21 protein-coding genes and 1 tRNA gene are annotated in these 20561 nt (G+C 62.3%); 11 read left to right on the forward strand and 11 right to left on the reverse strand.

The features are described from left to right. The first annotated feature begins 91 nt into the window (after positions 1 to 91). Both xylA and xylB read left to right on the forward strand, forming a co-directional pair. Positions 92 to 1282 (forward strand): xylose isomerase, encoded by a 1191-nt coding sequence (xylA, locus tag I6E73_RS10115; RefSeq protein ID WP_129073398.1) that lies wholly within the window; start codon positions 92 to 94, stop codon positions 1280 to 1282. After that, positions 1283 to 2701 carry a xylulokinase gene (xylB, locus tag I6E73_RS10120; protein WP_197125319.1) on the forward strand — a complete coding sequence of 473 codons (1419 nt, stop codon included), beginning with the start codon at positions 1283 to 1285 and terminating at the stop codon, positions 2699 to 2701. Here xylB and I6E73_RS10125 read toward each other — a convergent pair. Beyond that, positions 2689 to 3198, reverse strand: a complete 510-nt coding sequence (locus tag I6E73_RS10125; RefSeq protein WP_197125320.1) for a MarR family winged helix-turn-helix transcriptional regulator — start codon at positions 3196 to 3198, stop codon at positions 2689 to 2691. The genes xylB and I6E73_RS10125 overlap by 13 nt on opposite strands. Positions 3199 to 3295: 97 nt before the next feature. Here I6E73_RS10125 and I6E73_RS10130 point away from each other — a divergent pair, with 97 nt between their 5' ends. From I6E73_RS10130 to I6E73_RS10150, 5 genes are all read left to right on the forward strand, one after another. After that, complete coding sequence (locus tag I6E73_RS10130; RefSeq protein ID WP_197125322.1) at positions 3296 to 4168, forward strand: EamA family transporter; 873 nt, start codon at positions 3296 to 3298, stop codon at positions 4166 to 4168. A gap of 218 nt (positions 4169 to 4386) precedes the next feature. Beyond that, entirely contained in the window at positions 4387 to 4977 is a 591-nt protein-coding gene (locus I6E73_RS10135; RefSeq protein WP_197125324.1) for an ATP/GTP-binding protein, read from the forward strand. Then, a complete protein-coding gene (locus I6E73_RS10140; RefSeq protein ID WP_197125325.1) occupies positions 4974 to 5375 on the forward strand; it encodes a roadblock/LC7 domain-containing protein in 402 nt (133 codons plus the stop codon). The genes I6E73_RS10135 and I6E73_RS10140 overlap by 4 nt, the downstream gene beginning before the upstream one ends. Before the next feature lie 157 nt (positions 5376 to 5532). Beyond that, positions 5533 to 6489, forward strand: a complete 957-nt coding sequence (locus I6E73_RS10145) for a DUF2510 domain-containing protein (RefSeq protein ID WP_197110223.1) — start codon at positions 5533 to 5535, stop codon at positions 6487 to 6489. A gap of 91 nt (positions 6490 to 6580) precedes the next feature. Continuing rightward, complete coding sequence (locus tag I6E73_RS10150) at positions 6581 to 7426, forward strand: hypothetical protein (RefSeq protein ID WP_197125326.1); 846 nt, start codon at positions 6581 to 6583, stop codon at positions 7424 to 7426. Positions 7427 to 7445: 19 nt separating this feature from the next. Here the strand turns inward: I6E73_RS10150 and I6E73_RS10155 are convergent, their stop codons facing one another. Further along, positions 7446 to 8258, reverse strand: a complete 813-nt coding sequence (locus I6E73_RS10155; RefSeq protein WP_197110225.1) for a TauD/TfdA family dioxygenase — start codon at positions 8256 to 8258, stop codon at positions 7446 to 7448. Positions 8259 to 8655: 397 nt separating this feature from the next. Here I6E73_RS10155 and I6E73_RS10160 point away from each other — a divergent pair. Then, positions 8656 to 8740, forward strand: a tRNA-Leu gene (locus tag I6E73_RS10160). Positions 8741 to 8766: 26 nt separating this feature from the next. On the opposite strand, the gene I6E73_RS10165 is transcribed toward I6E73_RS10160, so the two are convergent. Both I6E73_RS10165 and I6E73_RS10170 read right to left on the reverse strand, forming a co-directional pair. Further along, positions 8767 to 9798, reverse strand: coding sequence for a zinc-binding alcohol dehydrogenase family protein (locus I6E73_RS10165; RefSeq protein WP_197125328.1), 1032 nt, complete (start codon positions 9796 to 9798; stop codon positions 8767 to 8769). A 93-nt stretch (positions 9799 to 9891) separates the two neighbouring features. Then, on the reverse strand, positions 9892 to 10281 hold the full coding sequence (locus tag I6E73_RS10170; RefSeq protein WP_197125330.1) for a helix-turn-helix domain-containing protein: 390 nt from the start codon (positions 10279 to 10281) through the stop codon (positions 9892 to 9894). A gap of 167 nt (positions 10282 to 10448) precedes the next feature. Between I6E73_RS10170 and I6E73_RS10175 the strand changes: the two genes are divergently transcribed. Next, positions 10449 to 11186: a DedA family protein gene (locus tag I6E73_RS10175; RefSeq protein WP_197125331.1), complete on the forward strand. Its 738-nt coding sequence runs from the start codon at positions 10449 to 10451 to the stop codon at positions 11184 to 11186. A gap of 11 nt (positions 11187 to 11197) precedes the next feature. Here I6E73_RS10175 and I6E73_RS14875 read toward each other — a convergent pair whose 3' ends face one another. From I6E73_RS14875 to murI, 4 genes are all read right to left on the reverse strand, one after another. Then, entirely contained in the window at positions 11198 to 11743 is a 546-nt protein-coding gene (locus I6E73_RS14875) for a HEAT repeat domain-containing protein (RefSeq protein WP_197125332.1), read from the reverse strand. Between the two features lie 74 nt (positions 11744 to 11817). Then, complete coding sequence (locus tag I6E73_RS10185; protein WP_197125333.1) at positions 11818 to 12465, reverse strand: non-canonical purine NTP pyrophosphatase; 648 nt, start codon at positions 12463 to 12465, stop codon at positions 11818 to 11820. A gap of 2 nt (positions 12466 to 12467) precedes the next feature. Beyond that, complete coding sequence (gene rph, locus I6E73_RS10190) at positions 12468 to 13217, reverse strand: ribonuclease PH (RefSeq protein ID WP_197107287.1); 750 nt, start codon at positions 13215 to 13217, stop codon at positions 12468 to 12470. 60 nt (positions 13218 to 13277) lie between these two features. Then, the gene (murI, locus tag I6E73_RS10195) at positions 13278 to 14114 is read right to left on the reverse strand and encodes a glutamate racemase (protein ID WP_197125334.1); all 837 of its coding nucleotides are present in this window, start codon (positions 14112 to 14114) and stop codon (positions 13278 to 13280) included. Between the two features lie 111 nt (positions 14115 to 14225). Here murI and I6E73_RS10200 point away from each other — a divergent pair, with 111 nt between their 5' ends. Then, positions 14226 to 15479, forward strand: coding sequence for a nicotinate phosphoribosyltransferase (locus I6E73_RS10200; protein ID WP_197126274.1), 1254 nt, complete (start codon positions 14226 to 14228; stop codon positions 15477 to 15479). Between the two features lie 27 nt (positions 15480 to 15506). Here I6E73_RS10200 and I6E73_RS10205 read toward each other — a convergent pair whose 3' ends face one another. From I6E73_RS10205 to I6E73_RS14880, 3 genes are all read right to left on the reverse strand, one after another. Next, the gene (locus I6E73_RS10205; protein WP_197107289.1) at positions 15507 to 15767 is read right to left on the reverse strand and encodes a DUF3039 domain-containing protein; all 261 of its coding nucleotides are present in this window, start codon (positions 15765 to 15767) and stop codon (positions 15507 to 15509) included. A gap of 71 nt (positions 15768 to 15838) precedes the next feature. After that, the gene (locus I6E73_RS10210; RefSeq protein WP_197125335.1) at positions 15839 to 17332 is read right to left on the reverse strand and encodes a hypothetical protein; all 1494 of its coding nucleotides are present in this window, start codon (positions 17330 to 17332) and stop codon (positions 15839 to 15841) included. Positions 17333 to 17385: 53 nt separating this feature from the next. Next, on the reverse strand, positions 17386 to 19653 hold the full coding sequence (locus I6E73_RS14880; protein ID WP_307784288.1) for an ATP-binding cassette domain-containing protein: 2268 nt from the start codon (positions 19651 to 19653) through the stop codon (positions 17386 to 17388). A gap of 201 nt (positions 19654 to 19854) precedes the next feature. Here I6E73_RS14880 and I6E73_RS10220 point away from each other — a divergent pair, with 201 nt between their 5' ends. Further along, on the forward strand, positions 19855 to 20547 hold the full coding sequence (locus I6E73_RS10220; protein WP_197107291.1) for an NTP transferase domain-containing protein: 693 nt from the start codon (positions 19855 to 19857) through the stop codon (positions 20545 to 20547). Positions 20548 to 20561: the final 14 nt, after the last annotated feature.

The following is a 20561-nucleotide window of genomic DNA, read 5'->3' on the forward strand; positions in this document are numbered from 1 at the left end:
TTTGACCCACGGTTCGAGATTGACGTGTGTCAGTTGCCAGAGTATGTTGTTCTCAATTACTTATTGCCACTGCTGCCAACGGAGAACCACAATGTCTTTACAACCCACCCCCGCCGACAAATTTTCCTTCGGCCTGTGGACAATCGGCTGGGAGGGAGTTGACCCGTTCGGCGGAGCAACCCGCGCCCCCCTCGACATCGTTCACGGCGTTGAAAAGCTCGCCGAGCTTGGCGCCTACGGCATCACGTTCCACGACGACGACCTCTTCGCCTTCGGATCGACGGATGCCGAACGCCAGAAACAGATCGACCGCCTGAAGCAAGTACTCAGCGACACCGGCCTCATCGTGCCGATGGTCACCACCAACCTCTTCAGCGCCCCCGTCTTCAAGGACGGTGGATTCACGTCGAACGACCGCAGCGTTCGTCGCTTCGCCATGCGCAAAGCAATGCGTCAGCTCGAACTCGGCGTAGAGCTTGGCGCCAAGACCTTCGTCATGTGGGGCGGCCGTGAAGGTGCCGAGTACGACTCCGCCAAAAATGTGCGCGCAGCACTCGAGCGCTACCGCGAATCGCTCAACCTGTTTGGTGACTATGTCACCGAAAAGGGCTACGACATCCGCTTCGCTATTGAGCCCAAGCCCAACGAGCCCCGTGGTGACATCTTGCTGCCAACCGTCGGTCACGCCATGGCATTTATCGAGACCCTCGAACGCCCCGAGCTGTTCGGTGTAAACCCCGAGACAGGTCACGAACAGATGGCCGGGCTCAACTTCACCTCGGGCATTGCCCAGGCGCTGTACCAGGACAAGCTGTTCCACATTGACCTCAACGGCCAGCGTGGAATCAAGTACGACCAAGACCTCGTCTTCGGTCACGGTGACCTGCACAATGCGTTCTCGCTCGTCGACCTGCTCGAAAACGGTGGCCCCGATGGAGGCCAGACCTACACGGGCCCGCGTCACTTCGACTACAAGCCCAGCCGCACCGAAGACGAAAACGGCGTGTGGGTTTCTGCTGCCGCCAACATGCGCAACTACCTGCTGCTCAAGGAGCGCGCTGCTGCCTTCCGCGCCGACCCTGAGGTGCAAGAAGCTCTCGTCGAAGCGCGCGTACTCGAACTCTCTGAGAACACTCTCGGCGAGAATGAAAGCTATGACGACCTGCTGGCTGACCGTGCCTCCTACGAAGACTTCGATCACGAGGCCTACTTCAACGGCAAGGGCTTCGGCTTCGTTCGCCTCCAGCAGCTTGCTGGCGAGCACCTCATGGGCGCCCGCTAAATGACCCTCGTCGCGGGAATCGACTCCTCAACCCAGTCCTGCAAGATCGTGATTGTGGATGCCGCTACTGGTGCGCTTGTGCGCACCGGCCGCGCCTCCCATCCGACCGGCACCGAGGTTGATCCGAACGCCTGGTGGGTGGCCCTCAACGAGGCCATCACCGAGGCGGGCGGATTGGATGACGTCTCCGCGATCTCGGTCGGCGGCCAACAACACGGCATGGTCGTGCTGGATGCGGCCGGCCGGGTCATCCGCCCAGCCCTGCTGTGGAATGACACCCGCTCTGCGGCCGCGGCCGATGCCCTCAGCGCAGAGTTTCCTGACCTCGCGGAGCGCACTGGCTCGAAGCCGGTCGCCTCGTTCACCTCAACGAAGCTGCGCTGGCTGCGCGACGCTGAGCCCGACAACGCTGCGCTGGTTGCCGCCGTGTGCTTGCCGCACGATTGGCTGACGTGGCATTTGCGTGGTTTTGGCCCCGAGAATCCTGCGCTGAGCGAGCTGACCACCGACCGCTCGGACGCGAGCGGCACCGGCTACTTCAACTCGGTGACCAATGAGTACGACCTCGACGTTCTGAGTGCGGCGCTGGGTCGTGATGCCTCGGCGATCACACTCCCCCGCGTTGTCGCGCCCGGCGAATCCGCCGGAACCGTTGCTGTCTCTACCCTTGCCGCCTCGGTGACGGCGAACGCGGCGATCTCGGTGGCGTGCGGCGCTGGTGATAACGCCGGAGCTGCGCTGGGCCTCGGCGCCCGGACAGGCGATGTCGTCGTCTCGATCGGCACCAGCGGGACCGTCTTCGCTGTTACCGAAATTCAGGTTCCTGACGCCACCGGCACCGTGGCGGGCTTCGCCGATGCGAGCGGCATCTTCCTGCCCCTCGTCGCCACCATGAATGCCGCCCGCGTGCTCGACAGCACCGCCACGCTGCTGGGCGTCACCCACGATGAGCTCGGCATTCTCGCGCTCGAAGCGGCCCCCGGCGCTAGCGGACTCGTGCTGCAGCCCTACTTCGAAGGCGAACGAACCCCCAACCTTCCGGATGCCACAGCAACCCTCTTCGGAATGACACTGGCCTCCACGACCCGGCCGTCACTCGCGCGCGCCGCCATCGAGGGACTGCTGTGTGGACTCGCGGATGGCCTCGACGCTCTCGGCCGCCAAGGAGTTTCCGCCGAGCGCATCCTCCTCATCGGTGGCGCCGCCCAAAACCCCGCAGTGTCGACTATCGCGTCCCAGGTGTTTGCGGTGCCGGTCGTGGTTCCCGAGCCCGCAGAGTATGTCGCGCTCGGCGCCGCAGCTCAGGCGGCGTGGGTGCTCGACGGCACACGCCCCGACTGGGCTATCGCCACTGTGGTGGAGCCGGCATCCGACTTCCACCCGATTATTCGGGAGCAGTACGCCCGCTACGCGGTGTGATTCGGCTCACTTTCGTGCACGGTCAACAGGCCACGTAACAGGCTTTCGAACTGGGATCGCTCGCTTGCGCTGAGCGATTCCAGTAGGCGTTCCTCATTCTCAAGGTGGTCGGCGAGCGCCGCTTCGATGGTGCGCGTGCCTTGCTCGGTGAGCGCTACACGGATGGTGCGCCGGTTCTCGGGATCGACGTCGCGCGAGATGAGCTCTTTCGTGACGAGTCGATCAAGCCGATTGGTGATCGCCCCCGAGGTGACCATGGCGCTGGCCGAAAGCGCGCCCGCGGTGAGGCCGCGTGGTCCGGCATCCGATCGCAGCAGGGTGGCGAGAATGTCGAACTCCCCCGGTTGCAGACCGTGCGTCTCGAAGACGTCGCTTTGCGCGCGCTCGAGGAGTCGGGTGAGGCGGGACAGTCGCCCGAGCACGCCCATGGCCGAGACGTTGAGGTCGGGGCGCACCGCGGCCCATTGGGCGAGGATGCGATCGACGCTGTCTGTCATGATGCCTCAGAATCTCTCAACGTTGAATTGTTTGACGAATCCAGCATAACCCCGCTAGATTGTTTAACGTTCAACTATTCAATGCTAAGGAGTTCTCATGCGGCTGCGCGACACTCTCATCACCGCCATTGCGCCCATCGCGTGGGGCACCACCTACATCGTCACCACCGAGCTGCTGCCGACCGGGCATCCCCTCTTCGCCTCCCTCGTGCGCGCGCTGCCCGCCGGCCTGATCGCCCTCGCCATCGCCCGTCAGCTGCCCCACGGCGCCTGGTGGTGGAAATCCCTCGTGCTCGGCGTGCTCAACATCGGCGCCTTCTTTCCCCTGCTTTTCATCGCTGCGTACCGCCTCCCCGGCGGAGTCGCCGCCACCCTTGGCGCCGCCCAGCCCCTCATCGTTGCCGTGCTCATCGTCGTCGTCTTTCGCCAAAGCGCTCCCTGGCGACTCGTGATCTGGGGCATCATCGGCGCACTCGGCGTTGCCCTCGTTGTGTTGCGGGCGAGTGCCCAACTCGACACCCTCGGCCTCATCGCCGGGCTCGCCGGCACGGCATCCATGGCGCTCGGAGTGCTTCTCTCAAAGCACTGGGGAAAACCACCCGAGGTATCGGCACTCAGCTATGCCGGCTGGCTTCTCACCGCTGGCGGGCTCTTCCTCCTCCCCATCACACTGCTCGCAGAGGGCATTCCGGCAACGCTCAGCGGGCCCGCTATCGCCGGCTATGCGTGGCTAGGAATCGTCGGCGGCATCGTCGCCTACACACTCTGGTTTCGGGGCGTTCGAATCGTGCCAATTTCATCGCTCGCCGTGCTCGGTTTGCTCTCCCCACTCACTGCAGCCACGCTCGGCGCACTCCTCCTCGGCGAACGTTTTAGCGCACTCCAATTGCTCGGGTTCGGGCTGGCTCTTGCGGCGATAGTCGGGGCACAAATCCCCGCTCGCACACCCGCCCCAATCCCCTCTCGATGACCCCCGCCGCGGTCGAGACCAGCGCCGAATTGGTCTAGAAAATCGTCTGACTTCCCAGAGAACACGGCACGTCTTGAGGGGACAGACAGAACGTTCTGGTCAGCATTTATGGGGGCAATTGTTAACGACACCCAAACGGGGGTCTACTACCCCGCTTCGGGGGCTTGCATGCTTCAGTGAGAAAGAACCGCAGAACGAACTCCTGGGGGAGGGATCAGATGGCAGAGCACGTAATCCTGTTTGCCGGGCCAATGGGCGCCGGCAAGACCTCCGCTATTCGCGCCCTCAGCGAGATCGATGTCGTCAGCACGGAGGCCGCAAATAGCGACCGAACCGTTGCCGACAAGCCCACAACCACAGTGGCTCTCGACTACGGCGAAATCGGCATCAACGAGGCCGAGAAAGTTCGTTTGTATGGCGTTCCCGGTCAACGTCGATTCGACTTCATGTGGACGATTCTCGCCGAACGCGCCGAGGGCGTACTGCTGCTGGTGAATGCGGATGCCGATAACCCTGTCGAGACCGCCATCGAATACGTCAAAGAATTCTTCGCGCTCTACGAGCGCGGCGGAATCGTCATCGGCCTCACACGGGCCGACCTCGTGCCCCGCGCGCTGATCGAGGAATACGCCAACGCTCTTGCCGATGAAATGCCTGACGTGATGATCCCGGTGCTTACCGTGGATGCTCGTTCCCAGGAAGAGATGATGACGCTCCTCATGACCCTCATCGCCAACATCGAGCTCAAGCAAGCCGTCGCCGACAGCATCGGTGTCGGCGTCGGTTCCGGTGGACGGAGGGCACGATGACTCTCGCGCCCCACCTCGACTCCAAGTACATCGTCCGAGGCGAACTCGCCTTGGGCGGACTTCGCGACCTAGCACCGTCGCTTCGCTACGCATCCCTTCTGACAGAAGACGGATTCAGCGTCGTTTCGGTAGCCGGCAATGAATTTGACAGCAATCGATTCGCGAGCATGGCCAGTTCAACTCAGGCCCTCGCCGACGCTGTCGCTAGAGAATTGCAGCTCGGAGACAACGAGTTTGTGATCGTCGCGGCTGAAGAAGGCCACGTCGTACAAGTACGAGTTCAAGGCCACCCGCTGGTACTCGCCGCACTTTTCACCGATCGAGAAACCATTGGCGGGTCGTTGACCGCTGCGCGCCGAACCGCGCGAAGGCTCACAACCCTCCTGATGGCGAAGTAGCACGACCCGAAACACCCGCAGTAGGACCAGGAACTACGAACAGAACGCGATCACTTGTCTAACCCGCAGATCACATTCTGACTCGAGGATTTTTACCCGAAGAACCACCGCGATGCACCCTCGGCACCGCACACCAATTCACGCAGGAGGCGTGAAGATGACTACATACGCAACCAACATCCCCGCCGGCTGGTACCCCGACCCGCTTGGCCTCCCCCAGCTGCGCTGGTGGGATAACCACACCTGGACTGACCAGATCTCTGGAGCACGCGCACCGCTCGTGCACCAGCTGGTCGATGTCGACTTTGCCGACCCCACCGACGACGAGCTCGACGATCACGTCCAGCCCGCCACCGCGACGACGCCGATCGGCCGCGAAACGACACCGGAGCCGACCTTGGCGAGCACGCTCCGCCAGCTCGAAGCCCCCATGCCCGAACAGGCCGTTGACTCGGCTACCGCCGGCGACCCGACTGTCGGCTTCATGGGCGAGCCCTCGAATGACGACTTCGATCCGTCGATTCTCGTTTCAGAGTGGGCGCAGGTTGCTGAGGCAATCAAGATCGCCTCGAGCAGCGCGCAACCGACCGTTTTGGCGATCACCTCATCCAGCTTCCCGATGCTCGTCATCGATGTGAACGAGCGCGCCTACTGGTGGAAAGCTGAAATCACCGACTTCCCGACGCACCCGGTCAGCATCAACGTGCGTAGCCACATCCGCGAAGAAGTGATTATGCCCACGGGTGCCGGTTTCGACCTCAACCCGCTGCTGTGGATGATCGGCAACACCGGTTACGCTCACACTCCCGCACCGTGGCTCGTCGATGGTGCCCGCTACCGTCTGCGTCGCTGGCCGAATATCACCAACCTTCCGCACGATGCTGACCAGCTGCGCATGACCTCGATCCTGAGCCATGCACCGCTGTCGGCGAAGGAACTTTCGGCGATTGCCGAGACGTTACCCACTGCAGCACACGCACTCCTTGCGGCGCTGAGCCTCATGAACATCCTGCGCATCCTTCCCGGTGCCAGCGAAGACGAAACTGACACTCCGGCACCAGCGCCGGCACCGCAGGGCCTCTTCGCACGACTCCGCGGACGCCACAAGCGCTAACGATCTCAGCCGAGAGGGTGGGCATATTGCCCGGCTCACCCCTCGACTGAATAATCCTTGATTTCGGATGCCGCTGGCTTAGAGTGTCGCCATGACTTCGTTTTCGTCACCCTCGTCACGTTTCGCGCGGTGGGCTACCGCCGCCTATCTCAGCGCTGGACTTCTGGGCGCTAATCAGTTCTTCTTCGGCGCCTACGGCGCAGTCGGCACAGCTCCGGCAGAGTTTCCCGTCTTAGTCGCCGTCGTTGGCGCCGCGGTCGGAGTTTTTGCGATCGTGCTGCTCACCTTCGCCGTGGTCATGACGGGGTTCGCGATCAAAGCCGGATGCAGCGCTCGTTCACAGCCTGCGCGAGAGACCACCGCAGAGACGGCCGGCGACCGCCGCTACACTCTCGATCCGCCGGCGACCGCGCCGCTCTCACGTCGAACGCGATTGTTGATCAGCACCGGTACCGTCGTGGCGATGATGGCCGTAGTCACGATCGGAATACTGAATATCTTTATCTGGAATCCGCTGACCAAAGCTCCCGGGCTCACGCTTGACGAGATCTACGCAGCCATGACCGCGGCGGGAGAACTCGGGCCCGACCCGTTCCCTTGGATTTGGGCCATTTTTTGGCCCCTCGTCGCACTCGCTTTCGCGGGCCTCACGGCGTTGCCCACTTTCGCGAATATCATCACCGTGCGCGGGATGCTCATCCTTAGTTGCGTAATTCTGAGCGTTGCGATCTTCTTCCACTGGTTCGCCGGCTTCTCGATGGGCATGGGGCTGGCCGATACCTTCTTCGTCAGTGGCGGTGATGCCGCGAGCCCCGGCATGCTGCTCAGCATTCTCGGGCAGCTGCTCGCCGTCGCCGCGCTCTTCCTCTCCATCACCCCAAAACGCACAAACGCGGGCCGCCTGCCGGAGCAGACGACCCGCGTCGTTACGAACTAGCTAGTTTGCGCTGAGCCTCTTAGCTGTGAACCGCAGCGAGGGTGCGGCGGTCTTCGAGCAGCTGTGGCCAGAGCTTGCGGCGGTCGCGCACGACGAAGCCACGCGCAATGAAGCGGTCCTTGCCATCGAAGCGAGGGGCATACATCGAACGACCGTGCATGGCGCGCAGGTTGTCGAGCATCAGCAGGTCGCCCGGCTGCAGCACGTGTGCGTCGCGGTGCTCGATGTAGGTCTCGACGACCTTGCCGAGCAGACGCTGAGCTTCTGCGGTGATGCCGTGCATGAGGTCCTGGTCAACGAGGATGTACGGGTCGTCTTCTGGGCCAGTGATGATCGGGAACGGGCCACGAACGGCATCCGGGCGGGGAATGTACGGCTGGAACGACTCGTCGATCGTGGTTGCCCACAGCGGCTGGCGCAGCTTGGCAACCTCTTCAGGAGTCATTTGGGCAACAAGCTTGCGACCCGAGAATGCATACGTCTTCGCGTTCTCGTCACCACGAAGGGCACCGAGGATCACGTAGTCAGGCTTGAAGTCAGAGAAGCACTGCTCGGTGTGAGCTTCGAGCTCCACTTTCGAGCCCTGCGACTGCTGGGTTACCGCAAGCTTCGGGTTGGGGACCATGTCTTGGATGAGGTGGCCGTTGCCCTCAGCCTCGTAGGCAACCATGCTGCCGAGGAGGTGAGCAAGCATGCCCATTTCTTTCGCGAAGATGGTGGCGGCGCCCAGGCCGCTCTTGTTGTCGAGCGGAGTATCTGTAAGGTCTTCGTCGACATACAGGCCACGCACAACCATGATGCCGGCTTCGGAACCGACCTCAGCAAAATTCAAAACAGCCGCACGGACCTCTTCAGGCAAACTGAACGCTGCAGCGAGAGCTTGGCGACCGAAGTCATCCGGGTTCTCATTAGGGTGCGCAGTAATGCGCTCGGCAGCGGTACGGATCGCTTCGGCAGTAGCCGAGTCGAGGGTGAACAGGCTCGATTGGAGCTCGTGAACGGTAATGTCGCTCTCCTTGCTTCGTGCGATGCGCTAGCTGTGGCTCACAGGGCTCTTGGAAGGCGCAATCGCGGACATCGTCTCCATAGGGAAGACACTTCATAAATTACACCCTCCTTCCCCTAAAACACGAGGATGGCGGGGCCGAAGCAGGGTGTGCACAGCAAAGTTGAAGCAATCCCATAGGCGCAAACACAACCGCTCCAGTCGCGATAAGATAATCCGGCCAGCGGGAGTGGTGAAATTGGTATACACGCAGGATTTAGGTTCCTGTGCTTTCGAGCGTGCGGGTTCAAGTCCCGCCTTCCGCACCACATAGAGCACTCTGCGTAGTGCTCACTCAGACAGCGACTACCGTCTTGCCGATGGCGCCGCCGGTTTCCACTAGTGCGTGCGCGGCCCGCAGCTGTTCTGCATTGAGCGGGCTGAACGTGTGCGTGAGGGTGGTGTGGATGCGTCCGGCATCCACGAGGTCTGCAACTTCGCCCAGCAGTTCGTGCTGCAGCACCATGTCGGCGGTGTGCTGGGCTGAGCGAGTGAACATGAGTTCCCAGTGCCAGCTGAGCGCCTTTGCCTTAAGCGACAGCAGGTCGAGCCCGGCCTCGTCGTCGATGGCCACGATCTCGCCGAAGGGCTTGAGCAGTTCCACGATCGCGGGCAGGTTCTTGCCTGTTTGCGACGTGAAGACCCAGTCCACGCCCTCTGGCGCCACTTCGGCGACGTTGGCCGCGAGGTCGCCACGGTGGTTGACCACAGCATCCGCCCCCATTTCGGTGACCCAGGCTCGGGTTTCGTCACGCGACGCGGTGGCGATCACGCGCACGCCGGTCAGTTCCTTGGCGAGTTGGATGAGGATCGATCCCACTCCCCCAGCGGCTCCCAGAACGAGCAAAGTGCCCGTGCTGGCGCTCGTGAGCTTGAGCTTGTGAAAGAGCGCCTCGTAGGCGGTGATGGTCGTCAGCGGCATTGCTGCCGCTTCAGCGTGGCTCAGGCTCGACGGCTTGCGGCCGACGATGCGCTCATCGACCAGGTGCATCCGCGAATAGGTTCCGGGGCGAGTGATGTCGCCGGCGTACCAAACCTCATCGCCCGGCTGGAAGAGTGTCACGTCGGGGCCAACAGCGGCAACAACACCGGAGGCATCCCAGCCGAGAACACGATCGGCTACTTCTCCGCCAACCCGCACTTTCACATCAACGGGGTTGACCGAAACTGCAGCAACTTCCACGAGGATGTCGCGGCCGGTCGGTGCGTCAACGGTCAGTTCTGCGTCGACCAGGCTTCCCTCGCTCTCAATCGATCCGCCAGTGCGGGTGATGACGGCGGGGGCTACTGAGCCGATACTGAAGGGGGAGGGAGCTGACGTGTTCATGGGGTCCTTTGCGTGATCGCTAGCGTGTGCCACCACGCTAAACCGCTCATAGTGGTGACCCGCAAGGGAGGCAAGTTACCCCGAGGTAAGTGTCTAGACGAGGGCGCGCGCTGCCTCAGTGCGCTGCGCGTGCTCGAGTTGTGACTCGGCCCAGACCCGCAATGCCTCGAGAGGAACACCCGCTTCGTGGCCGAGTGGGGTCAGGGTGTATTCCACGCGAAGAGGAACCTCGGCAAAGACTTCGCGATCGACGATTCCGTAGTCTTCGAGCTTGCGCAGCGTGCTCGTGAGCACCTTCGGCGAAATTCCATCGAGGTGACGCTGAAGTTCACCGAAGCGCATCCGACCACCTAAGAGGGCACCGATCGCGAGGGCTGACCACTTGCTCGCGACGACATCCAGCAAATCGCGGCACGGACACGTGGCCGAGAAAACGTTACCCAGGTGCACATGGTCATGATCGGTGCTGTGTTCGAGACTCATTCCCACTCCTTGATAGTTACTTTCCTTAGGAAAGCAAGAATACGCAGTTTTACGCAGAACCGGGGGTATCCCCCACAGCGAGGCCCCTCCAGCACGCGTTACTCTGTGACGTACATAGCTAACGTCGCCGACTACGCGCACCTAGCCGACGATTCTGGAGAACCCCCTTGGTAGGCACCGCCCTTATCCCTTGGCTCGATCCCCAAAACCTGATCACCGGTTTTGGGGCCTTCGCGCTGCTGGGCGTTGCCTTCATCGTTTTTGCCGAGACCGGGCTCCTCGTCGGATTCTTTCTTCCTGGCGATACTCTGCTTCTCATCACCGGCGTTCTCACCTTCGCCGGCGTCATCGAATACGACATTTGGTGGGTCTGTTTGGCGGTAAGCCTTGCCGCCTTCCTCGGCGGTGAGGTCGGTTATCTCATTGGGCACAAAGTGGGCCCCAAGATCTTTGAACGCAAAGAGACAGGTCTCTTTAGCGTCGAAAACGTCAAACGCACCAATGCCTTCTTCACCCGCTTCGGCGGTCTCGCCGTCATCATGGCGCGCTTCGTGCCGATCGTGCGCACGTTCGCACCGGTCGCGGCGGGCGTTGGCCACATGGACTACCGCAAGTACTCGCTCTACAACGCGATCGGCGCTCTCATCTGGGGCTCTGGGCTCACCTTCGGCGGCTACTTGCTCGGCTACATTCCCTGGCTTAGCGATTTCATCGTCGAGTACATCGACCTGATCCTGCTCGCCGCTGTGACCCTCACCGTGCTACCGACGGCGTACCACTACTTCCGCTCGTCCTACAAAGCGAAAAAGGCGCGGGAAACTGGCCGCGCCGAGGCTCTCGACGATGCCGAAGCAGAAAAGCTAGCCCTGCACCCCAAAGACTTCAACCAAGACTTCAACGATTAGGCCAGAAGCCGCTACTCCTGAGGCGAACGCTTACGGATGGCGGTCACGGCCTGCTGAGCAGCGCGACGGACCTCAATGTCTTCGTCTTTCACGAGCTCGGAGAGCGTCTCCACAACGTCGAGCGAACCGACCGTTCCGAGGGCGCGAGCTGCCGAGGCGCGAACGCGGGCAGTGTCGTCCGTCAGGAGCGCCAGAAGCTGCTCGCGAGCGTCGAGTCGACGAGTAGCAACAACACGCGTTGCCATCTCGCGCACACGCCACGCTTGGTTACTGAGAGCGGCGCGTACGGCATCCGCAGCACTGTCGTTCCAGGCGTGCAGTAGCGCGCGCGTTCCCCACAGCTCAGGCCAGTAGAGCACCGGAGCGCCATCGAGGATGCCTTGAGCATGCTCACCGCCGACAATCAGCAGGAACTCTTTGCCCTCGTTGTTGCCCTCGATAAGAGAGACGGCACGTTCGACAATGACGGCTTCGCCATGGCGTTCGCTCGCGGCCGTAATGCGGGCTGCGATGGGGAGTTCAAGATCTACTGCGTGGGGATCATCATGTTCAGACACGCCTCAACCCTACGTTGTTGCGCTCGACGCCGAGACCGCAGCGCACATACTCGCCGTTGATCGGCAGGCGACGACTAGTTGCCAAGCAGCTGAGTGCGCACGATCGGCATGATCGCGGCGAATGCCTGAGCGCGGTGACTGAGCGCATCCTTCTGGTCAGAGGTGAGGTCGGCGGATGTTCCCGGCTGGCCATCCGGACAAAAAATCGGATCGTAGCCGAAGCCTTCAGTTCCGCTCCGCTCGGTTGCCACGGTGCCCGGCCAGAGTGCGAGCTCCACGAACTCGTGAACCTCTGCTGTGGAGGCACCAGCAGCGTCGGCTGCGCCAGCAGAGTCGGCTGTGCCAGCAACACCGGCCGGCACCACGAACGCTGCCGCACACGCGAACTGGGCGGCGCGGTCATCCGCCCCAACCATGTTGGCCAGCAGAAGTTCAAGGTTGTCGACGTCGTTGCGGGTGCCCGCATACCGAGCCGAGTGGATGCCGGGGGCACCGCCCAGCGCGTCAACACAGATTCCGGAATCGTCTGCGAGCGCCGGCAGCCCGGTGTGGGCAGCTGCGGCCCGCGCTTTGATCAGCGCGTTGGCTTGGAACGTGTCGCCGTCTTCAAGCGGCTCAGGGCCGTCGTAGGCGACGAGCTCGAGGCCGTCGAGCGCTGGGCCAAGGATGCGGCGCAGCTCAGCAACTTTGTGGGCGTTGTGGGTGGCGAGAACGATGCGCACGACTACGCGCCAGTGAGGGTGGTGCTGCTCTGGCCGAGAGTGGCGGCTTGAATCGCGGTGAGCTGCGTGCCGCCCGCGAGAGCGAGGTCGAGCAGCGAGTCGAGTTCGCTACGGTCGAAGGGGGCGCCTTCGGCGGTGCCCTGAACTTCAACGAAGAGACCGCGACCGGTGACGACAACGTTCATGTCGGTCTCGGCGCGCACGTCTTCGACGTAGGCGAGGTCGAGCATGGGCTCACCGTCGATGATTCCGACGCTCACTGCGGCGAGCGAATCGAAGAGAGCCTTCGAGTTCTTGCCGATGAACTTCTTCTCACGGCCCCACTCGATGGCGTCAGCGAGCGCGATGTACGCACCCGTGATCGCTGCCGTGCGGGTTCCGCCGTCGGCCTGGAGAACGTCGCAGTCGATCACGATCGTGTTCTCGCCGAGCGCCTTCATGTCGACGACAGCGCGAAGGCTGCGACCAATGAGGCGGGAGATTTCGTGGGTGCGTCCGCCGACCTTGCCCTTGACGGCTTCGCGGTCCATGCGGCTGTTCGTGCTGCGCGGAAGCATCGAGTACTCGGCCGTAACCCAGCCTTTGCCCTTGCCTGCCATCCAGCGCGGAACACCATTGGTGAAGGATGCCGTGCACAGCACCTTGGTCTTACCGAAGGAGATTAGTGCTGAACCCTCAGCCTGGTCGCTCCATCCACGCTCAATTGTTACTTCGCGCAGTTCGTTGTTTTCGCGGCCATCGTGACGGGTCATGTTTCTACTCTCTATCGGTCTATCGGTGAAGTCTGGTGTTCGTAAGTGGTGGGGTGCTCGCTACGAAAGCGGTGGCAGGCTGATCGCACCGGTCTCAAAAGTTTCGACGCGCACAATGTTCGGCCCCATGAAACGGGAGGCCAGACTGGTGAAGCCCTGTTTGTCTGGGCCTGTCGCTTCGAAGGCATGACGAGCGGGTGCCGTGGATTCGCGCAGCAAGTTGTGAGCGACGAGAGTGCTGTACACGTCGTAGGCGGTTTCTTCCGCACTCGAGACGAGTGTGACATCCCGCCCCATCACATACTGAATCGCAGCCGAAATGTGTGGGTAGTGCGTGCAGCCGAGCACGAGAGTGTCGATCTCGGCAGCCTTGAGCGGCGCCAAATACTCTTCGGCAACAGCAAGAACTTCTGGCCCGGTTGTGATGCCGGCTTCTACGAACTCGACGAAACGGGGGCAGGCCTGCGTGAACAATTCGATGCCGGATGCTGCAGCAAAGGCATCTTCGTAGGCCCGCGACTTGATCGTGCCCTCGGTGCCAATCACTCCGACGCGACCATTGCGGGTCTGACGCACTGCCGCCCTCGTGGCGGGCTGGATCACTTCGACCACTTCGATGCCGTACGCCTCGGTGTACCGCTCGCGGGCATCCCGCAGCATTGCAGCGGAGGCCGTGTTGCACGCGATCACGAGCAACTTCACGCCGTCGTCAACGAGGCGGTCCATTACTTCGAGCGAATAGCGACGCACATCGGCAATGGGCTTGGGGCCGTACGGCGAGTGCAGAGTGTCGCCCACATACAGAATCGATTCGTGCGGCAACTGGTCAATGATCGCTCGGGCTACGGTGAGGCCACCGACTCCAGAGTCGAAAACGCCAATAGGTGCATCAGTCACGTCTTCAATCGTAGTGGTGGATGCCCACACTCTCCCCGACAGCGTTGAGGGACTGTCGCGTACTCTGGTCGGGTGAGTACCGCTCTGCTAACAGACCAATACGAGCTGACCATGCTCGACGCCGCTATCGGCAGTGGCCGCCACGAACGCCAGTGTGTGTTCGAAGTGTTTGCCCGCCGCCTTCCCGACAGCCGCCGCTACGGCGTTGTTGCCGGAACCGGACGCCTTCTCGAACTCATCGAACAGTTCCGTTTCGGCGACGACGAGCTCGGGTTCCTTTCGCGCAATGCGATCGTGAGCCCCACCACGATCGATTGGCTCGCCAACTATCGTTTCACCGGCGATATCAGTGGTTACCGGGAGGGTGACGCCTACTTCCCGGGCTCCCCCGTGCTCACCGTCGAGGGCTCCTTCGCCGAAGCTGTGCTGCTGGAGACACTCGCGTTAAGCGTGCTGAACTACGATTCCGCTGTCGCCTCCGCTGCTGCGCGCATGGTGTCTGCCGCCGACGGGCGACCCATCGCAGAGATGGGATCACGCCGCACTGGAGAACGCTCTGCCGTGGCATCCGCTCGCGCCGCCTACATCGCCGGCTTCAGCGCAACGAGCAACCTTGAGGCAGGGCGCAGTTGGGGCGTGCCCACGATGGGAACCGCAGCGCACTCGTTCACGCTGCTGCACGACTCCGAAGAAGAAGCATTCCAAGCGCAGGTCGACGCCCTCGGCCCCTCGACAACCCTCCTGGTCGACACGTACGACGTCGAGACTGCGGTCGAGCTGGCCGTGAAGGTCGCCGGAACCGGATTGGGCGCTGTGCGCATCGACTCTGGTGACCTTGCCGTTCAAGTCGCTGCCGTTCGAGCCCAACTGGACTCGCTGGGAGCAACGAAAACACGCATCACCGTGACGAACGACCTCGACGAACACGCGATCGCAGCGTTGCGAGCCGCCCCTGTCGACTCATTCGGGGTCGGCACTTCCGTGGTCACCGGTTCAGGTTTTCCCGCCGCCGGCATGGTCTACAAACTTGTCGCACACCACAACGATGCGGGCGAATGGGTGTCCGTCGCCAAGAAGTCGACGGCGAAGGCCACCATTGGCGGTCACAAGGCTGCGGTGCGCGCTCTCGACAATGGCGTCGCATCCATGGAACTGATCTATCAAGAGTCCGAAGGACGCCCGGATGTCGAGGGCCGAGACCTCAACGTTCCGCTCATGGCTGCAGGCATTGCCGATCACCAGTGGGTCGGTGATGGCGGCACGCTCGCTGCCCGCGATCACTGCGAAACGGCCATGTCAGAACTGCCGCAAACCGCGTTCCGGTTGTCGCGCGGAGAACCTGTACTGCCCACGGTCTACCGCTAGGGCTGTGCCGAGCGAAAAGCTCGAGCGTTAGCCCTTCATCTTTTCGTAGACCTCTTTGCAGGTCGGGCAGATGGGAAACTTTTCGGGGTCGCGGCCTGGGGTCCAGAGTTTTCCGCACAGGGCACGAATCGGCTTGCCCGAGAGCGCCGATTCCATGATCTTGTTTTTGGGTGCGTAGTGCGAGAAGCGCTCGTGGTCGCCCTCTTCAACCTGCTCTTGGTTGAGCAGTTCTTCGAGTTCGCGGTCGAGCGTGTCGGTTCCGCCGCCAGTGCTATCGGTGTCAGCCATGGATCGATTCTACTTCCGTCGCCGTAAGCCGTTGTCTTTGCTTCCGCAAAGGTGGCTTGGGATGTGCTGGGTCAGTTCTGTGAGGAGAGTGCGAGCAATTCGGGGCCGCGGCGGACCATGATTCGTCCACCCCCGTACACGCCGATGACGAGCACGACAAGACCGAGGGCTACACCCACGATGAATGCTGCCCACTGTGGTTGCAGGTCGGTGAAGGGGTTGAAGAAGACGACGCCCAACACGGGCAATCCGAACAGCACGGTGATCGCGAAGGTAAACGATTGCACCGTAGCCGCATTCGATACGAGCGCTTGGGGCTGAATGAACGCACCGTGGCCGGGCAGTGGTGCCGCGTAGGGGAATGCTGCGGAGCTGATGCTGGAAACGCCGAGCCCTGCGAAGAGCAAGCAGAGGCTGAGGCCGATGAGGCCAGGCAGCGCTTCTCCATTGCCGACAATGACAACAGTGAGGATGCTGCCGACGACGGCGAGCGGGATGCCCACGAGCAAGTTGGGCACGATGCGCCCCCACCGGTCATCGGAGCCACGGGTGTGGGCCGAGACGTGGGTCCAGAGTGCGGTGTTGTCGTGAGCAACATCGTTGTGGGCACTCCAGCCGAGGAAGAGGCACATGACGGGCACGGGGATCCACGCGATCACGTCGGCTCCGATGCCGCCGACGAGAAGAGCGGCAACCATTCCGATGGGGATGATGGGGATGGCGGCGAGTGCGACAAAATATCGTGCATCCCGAGCCCAGTAGCTGAGGCTTCGTGCCGCGATGGCGCCCAGTGGCGTTGACGGCATGAGGCGGAACCAGCCGAGGCCCGAACGGTACGTTTCGACGGCGCTGCGCTCAGGGCGAGAGAGCACGTAGCCCAAGAGGAAGTACCAGCAGGCTGCGAGAACGGCCAGGAAGCCGACCGCGATCGCGAGCTTGCCCACAACGTCGCTGCTGTCTCCGGCTGCTGCGGAGGCCGGTGCGCTAAACGCGACGCCGAGGGGCGTCCATTCCATCACCGCGGCAACCCGGCGAATCACGGGCAACACTTGGGATTGGTAGTCGGCGAGAGCGAGCATGACGGCGATGGGCAGTGAGGCAACCACGAGAGCAATCGCGACAATGCCGAAGCCTTCTCGCAAACGTCTGGTGCTCAAGTAGCGGGCCGCGATGAGGCTGGCGAGTCGAGCTCCGACAATGGCCGTGACGAATACGACGATTCCCGACAGCACGGCGATAAGGGCGGATGCGAGGCTTGCCGACCACGCGATGACTTGCGCCACGGCGAGCCCGGCCAGCATCACCGTGGGGATACTGACGGCACCGGCGAGCAGCAGAAGCAGCGCGAGGCGGATGCGGGTGACGGGGAGGTAGGAGAATCTGCGCGGGTCGAGTGCGTCATCCGCGTTCCACCCCAGGGGCATCACGAGAAAACCGAGGAGAACGGCGGAGCCGAAGACGACGAGTGTGGCTCCCGCAACTTCGGGGGTGGTGTTGCGCAGGTCGGCAACGGCAAGGATGGCCATCACGAATAGGACGGCGCTGTAGATCAGCACTAGTCCCATGGCGGATGCTACGAGCGGTCCTCGGCGAAACGCGTTCGCCAGGATGGTTAGTCTCAGTCGGAGAAACTGCTCAACCACTCGAGCCCTCCCCCACTGGAATTTTTGCCGGTCAACTGCACGAAGCGGTCTTCGAGCGACATTCCATTGCGCACTTCGTCGATGGTGCCGTCGGCGAGCAGTCGTCCTTCGACGATGACGGCAACATGGCTGCAGACGCGTTGAACGAGTTCCATGCGGTGGCTGGAGAGCAGCACGGTGCCGCCGGCATCGACATACTGCTTGAGGATGCGGGTGACGGTTGCCGCCGAAACGGGGTCAACCGATTCGAAGGGTTCGTCGAGCACGAGCAGGCGCGGCGAGTGGATCATGGCTGCGGCGAGCGCGACCTTCTTGAGCATCCCGGACGAGTAGTCGCTTACGAGGCGGCCCATGACGTCGTCGAGGCCGAAGGCGGTGGCGAGGTCAGCGGAGCGCTTGCGCACTTCGGTGGCGTCGAGTCCGCGCAGCACTCCCGAGTAGTAGAGCAGTTGCGAACCCGTGAGGCGGTCGAAAATGCGCAGGCGGTCGGGTAGTACGCCGATGGAGCGCTTGGCGACTTCTGGTGACGCCCACACGTCGACTCCGTTGACGGTGGCACTTCCCGAGTCGGGGCGCAGCAGACCGGTGATCATGGAGAGCGTTGTGGTTTTACCGGCGCCGTTGGGGCCAACAATTCCGTAGAACACTCCCGCGCGCACGCTCAAACGAATGTCATCAACCGCGACAGTGTCGCCGAAGCCCTTCGACAATCCGCTGACTTCCAATACGACGTCGCTGGATGTCGCTTCAAGTCCGTGGCCCACAGTGGCGTCGACCGCAACCAGGGCGTCGCTCGCAGCCGCAGGTTCTAGCTCAGGCTCTGTTGCGGTTTCGTCGGTGGGTTCCGCCTCGGCTGCTGCCGCGCGTTCCGGCGCGGGAGCCGTCGTTGCCGCCAACGCGGTTTCGGACTCAAGTTCTGCGTCGTCGCTGGCGGCACTCGTGGTCGCGGCCTCTGCTGTGTCGGCGGCGAAGTCGGATTCGGACTCGGCAGCGCGCTCAGCGTCAGCATCAGCGTCAGCGAGCTTCTGGTCTTCAGCAGTTTCAGCGTCAGCGTTCTCGCCATCGGCCTTCAGCGCTTCGGCTTCCGCAGCAGCTGCCTCAGCCGCAGCCTCGTCAGCGGCGACCCGCTCTGCCTCGACACGTTCGGCTTCAGCCTTCTCTGCTTCAGCCGTCTCAGCTTCGGCGCGCTCTGCTTCGACCCGCTCGGCTTCACGCTTGTCTTCTTCTGCCTTCTCAGCTGCGGCCTTGTCAGCGGCAGCCTTCTCGGCTAGCGCCTTTTTCTCGGCCGCTTCCGCTGCGGGCGCAGCGAACTGCGATGCAAGGGCACGCAGGCGTGCGAGTCCCGCGAGTACGGCATCCGGCTTCTCTGCGGGCTCTACGGCCGCGGGCTCCGCGTCGTCTTCCGCGTCAGAGTCACTCTTCGCGTCAGAATCGTCCTTCGCGTCAGCGTCGCTCTCAACGTCACTAGTGGTGTCATCCGCCGCTGCCGGTTCTGCAGCAACGTCAGCGGTGGCGCCCTGGGCGCGCGAATCGGCAACGACACTCGCGTCGGCCTTGTCAGCATCCGTCGTGACCTCGGTGCTCTCAGCGATTACAAGATCGTCAACGAGCGCCTCAACGTCGACCGCTCCAACAGCATCCGAGTCGGGGGCAGCCGTCTCCGACGCAACATGCTTCGGAGCGGTCGGCTTGGGTGCGGTGGGTTTCGGTGCGGTCGGCTTAGGCGCCGTTGAGCCCCGAGCCGCTTGGCTCGTCGTTGCGGCAGCGCTAGCGGCACCAGTCTTGGCGACACCAGCCTTGGCGGCACTGGGCTTCGCTGCACTGGGCTTCGCTGCACCAGCCTTTGCGGCACCAGCCTTTGCGGCACTCGACTTGGCTGCGGCGGGTTTCGCAGCAGCACGCTTCGTTGCGGTTAGAGTCGGCTTCGCGGCAGTCGACTTGCTCGCGGCGCTCTTCACCGTCGTCGGCGACGGTTTCGGAGAGGTCGGCGACTCACCGGCAGACGCATCAACATTTGACGCATCAACGTTTGCGGCAGCACTACTTGTAGTGTTGGCCGGCGTCGTGCGAGCGGCGGGCTTCTTGGCGGCGGGCTTACGAGTAGCAGGAGTTGTTGGCTTAGCGGTAGACGATTTTGCTTGAGAACCACGGGCCGTAGTCGGCTTCCGGGTGCTGCTCGCGGGCTTCGTTACCGGCGTTTCGACAGACTTCGTGCCCTCGTCGGGTGTTTGGGCGTTTTCCACTGTCCAAACCTACCAATCAGATGCGCAGAGAATGAGCCTGCATCACAAATAGGCAACAACCCTCCAAAATCTATGGAGTTCTCGGCCGACACAGTTAGCCTGACTATCGCACAAAGGTGTGTCGTTTTTTCCAATCTCGGGTTAACAGTAGGTAAATCATGAACCTTGAACCCGAGCCCCAGAACTACTGAGGAGACCACCATGACTACACAGGTCGTAATTTTAGCTGCCGGAATGGGCAGCCGTTTGGGCCGCTCGTTGCCGAAGCCGCTTACTGAGCTGAGCGATGGACGCACCATCATGCAGCAGCAATTCGACAACATCCGTCACGCTTTTGGCAACAATGCCAAGGTCACGATCGTTGTCGGCTACAAGCTTGAGCACATCATCGAAGCGTTCCCTGAGGCATCGTTCGTCTACAACGAGCAGTATGACCAGACCAACACCTCCAAGAGCCTCATGCGTGCACTGCAGGCATCCGCTCCTGGTGGAGTTCTCTGGATGAACGGCGACGTTGTCTTCGACCCGACCGCTCTTGAGCGTGCCGCGGCCATGGTTGCTCGCGACCAGTCGTTCGTCAGCGTCAACACCGCGAAGGTCTCTGACGAAGAAGTCAAGTACACGACCGACGCTGAGGGCTACATCAAGGAACTCTCCAAGACCGTCAAGGGCGGACTGGGCGAGGCCGTTGGCATCAACTACATTTCGCGTGACGCCAAAGCAACTCTCGTGCGCCACCTCAAGAAGGTCGGCGACCAGGACTACTTCGAACGCGGCATTGAGCTCGCCATCGAAGAAGACCGCCTGCTCATCGAGCCCGTCGACATTTCTGACCTGTACGCCATCGAGGTGGACTTCGCTGAAGACCTCGAGCGTGCCAACCTCTTCGTCTAACGAGACATCTGGCT

The organism is Salinibacterium sp. SWN248 (assembly GCF_015864575.1).
Lineage (GTDB): Bacteria > Actinomycetota > Actinomycetes > Actinomycetales > Microbacteriaceae > Rhodoglobus.

Bases quoted from the DNA above. Each gene is read 5' to 3' on its own strand.
- I6E73_RS10200 (WP_197126274.1), top strand. From the start codon at position 14,226: ATGCTCGACGCCGCTATCGGCAGTGGCCGCCACGAACGCCAGTGTGTG.
- I6E73_RS10220 (WP_197107291.1), top strand. From the start codon at position 19,855: ATGACTACACAGGTCGTAATTTTAGCTGCCGGAATGGGCAGCCGTTTG.
- I6E73_RS10170 (WP_197125330.1), bottom strand. From the start codon at position 10,281: ATGAGTCTCGAACACAGCACCGATCATGACCATGTGCACCTGGGTAAC.
- I6E73_RS10150 (WP_197125326.1), top strand. From the start codon at position 6,581: ATGACTTCGTTTTCGTCACCCTCGTCACGTTTCGCGCGGTGGGCTACC.
- I6E73_RS10145 (WP_197110223.1), top strand. From the start codon at position 5,533: ATGACTACATACGCAACCAACATCCCCGCCGGCTGGTACCCCGACCCG.
- I6E73_RS10125 (WP_197125320.1), bottom strand. From the start codon at position 3,198: ATGACAGACAGCGTCGATCGCATCCTCGCCCAATGGGCCGCGGTGCGC.
- I6E73_RS10165 (WP_197125328.1), bottom strand. From the start codon at position 9,798: ATGAACACGTCAGCTCCCTCCCCCTTCAGTATCGGCTCAGTAGCCCCC.
- xylB (WP_197125319.1), top strand. From the start codon at position 1,283: ATGACCCTCGTCGCGGGAATCGACTCCTCAACCCAGTCCTGCAAGATC.
- I6E73_RS10130 (WP_197125322.1), top strand. From the start codon at position 3,296: ATGCGGCTGCGCGACACTCTCATCACCGCCATTGCGCCCATCGCGTGG.
- rph (WP_197107287.1), bottom strand. From the start codon at position 13,217: ATGACCCGTCACGATGGCCGCGAAAACAACGAACTGCGCGAAGTAACA.
- I6E73_RS10140 (WP_197125325.1), top strand. From the start codon at position 4,974: ATGACTCTCGCGCCCCACCTCGACTCCAAGTACATCGTCCGAGGCGAA.
- xylA (WP_129073398.1), top strand. From the start codon at position 92: ATGTCTTTACAACCCACCCCCGCCGACAAATTTTCCTTCGGCCTGTGG.
- I6E73_RS10210 (WP_197125335.1), bottom strand. From the start codon at position 17,332: ATGGGACTAGTGCTGATCTACAGCGCCGTCCTATTCGTGATGGCCATC.
- I6E73_RS10135 (WP_197125324.1), top strand. From the start codon at position 4,387: ATGGCAGAGCACGTAATCCTGTTTGCCGGGCCAATGGGCGCCGGCAAG.
- I6E73_RS10205 (WP_197107289.1), bottom strand. From the start codon at position 15,767: ATGGCTGACACCGATAGCACTGGCGGCGGAACCGACACGCTCGACCGC.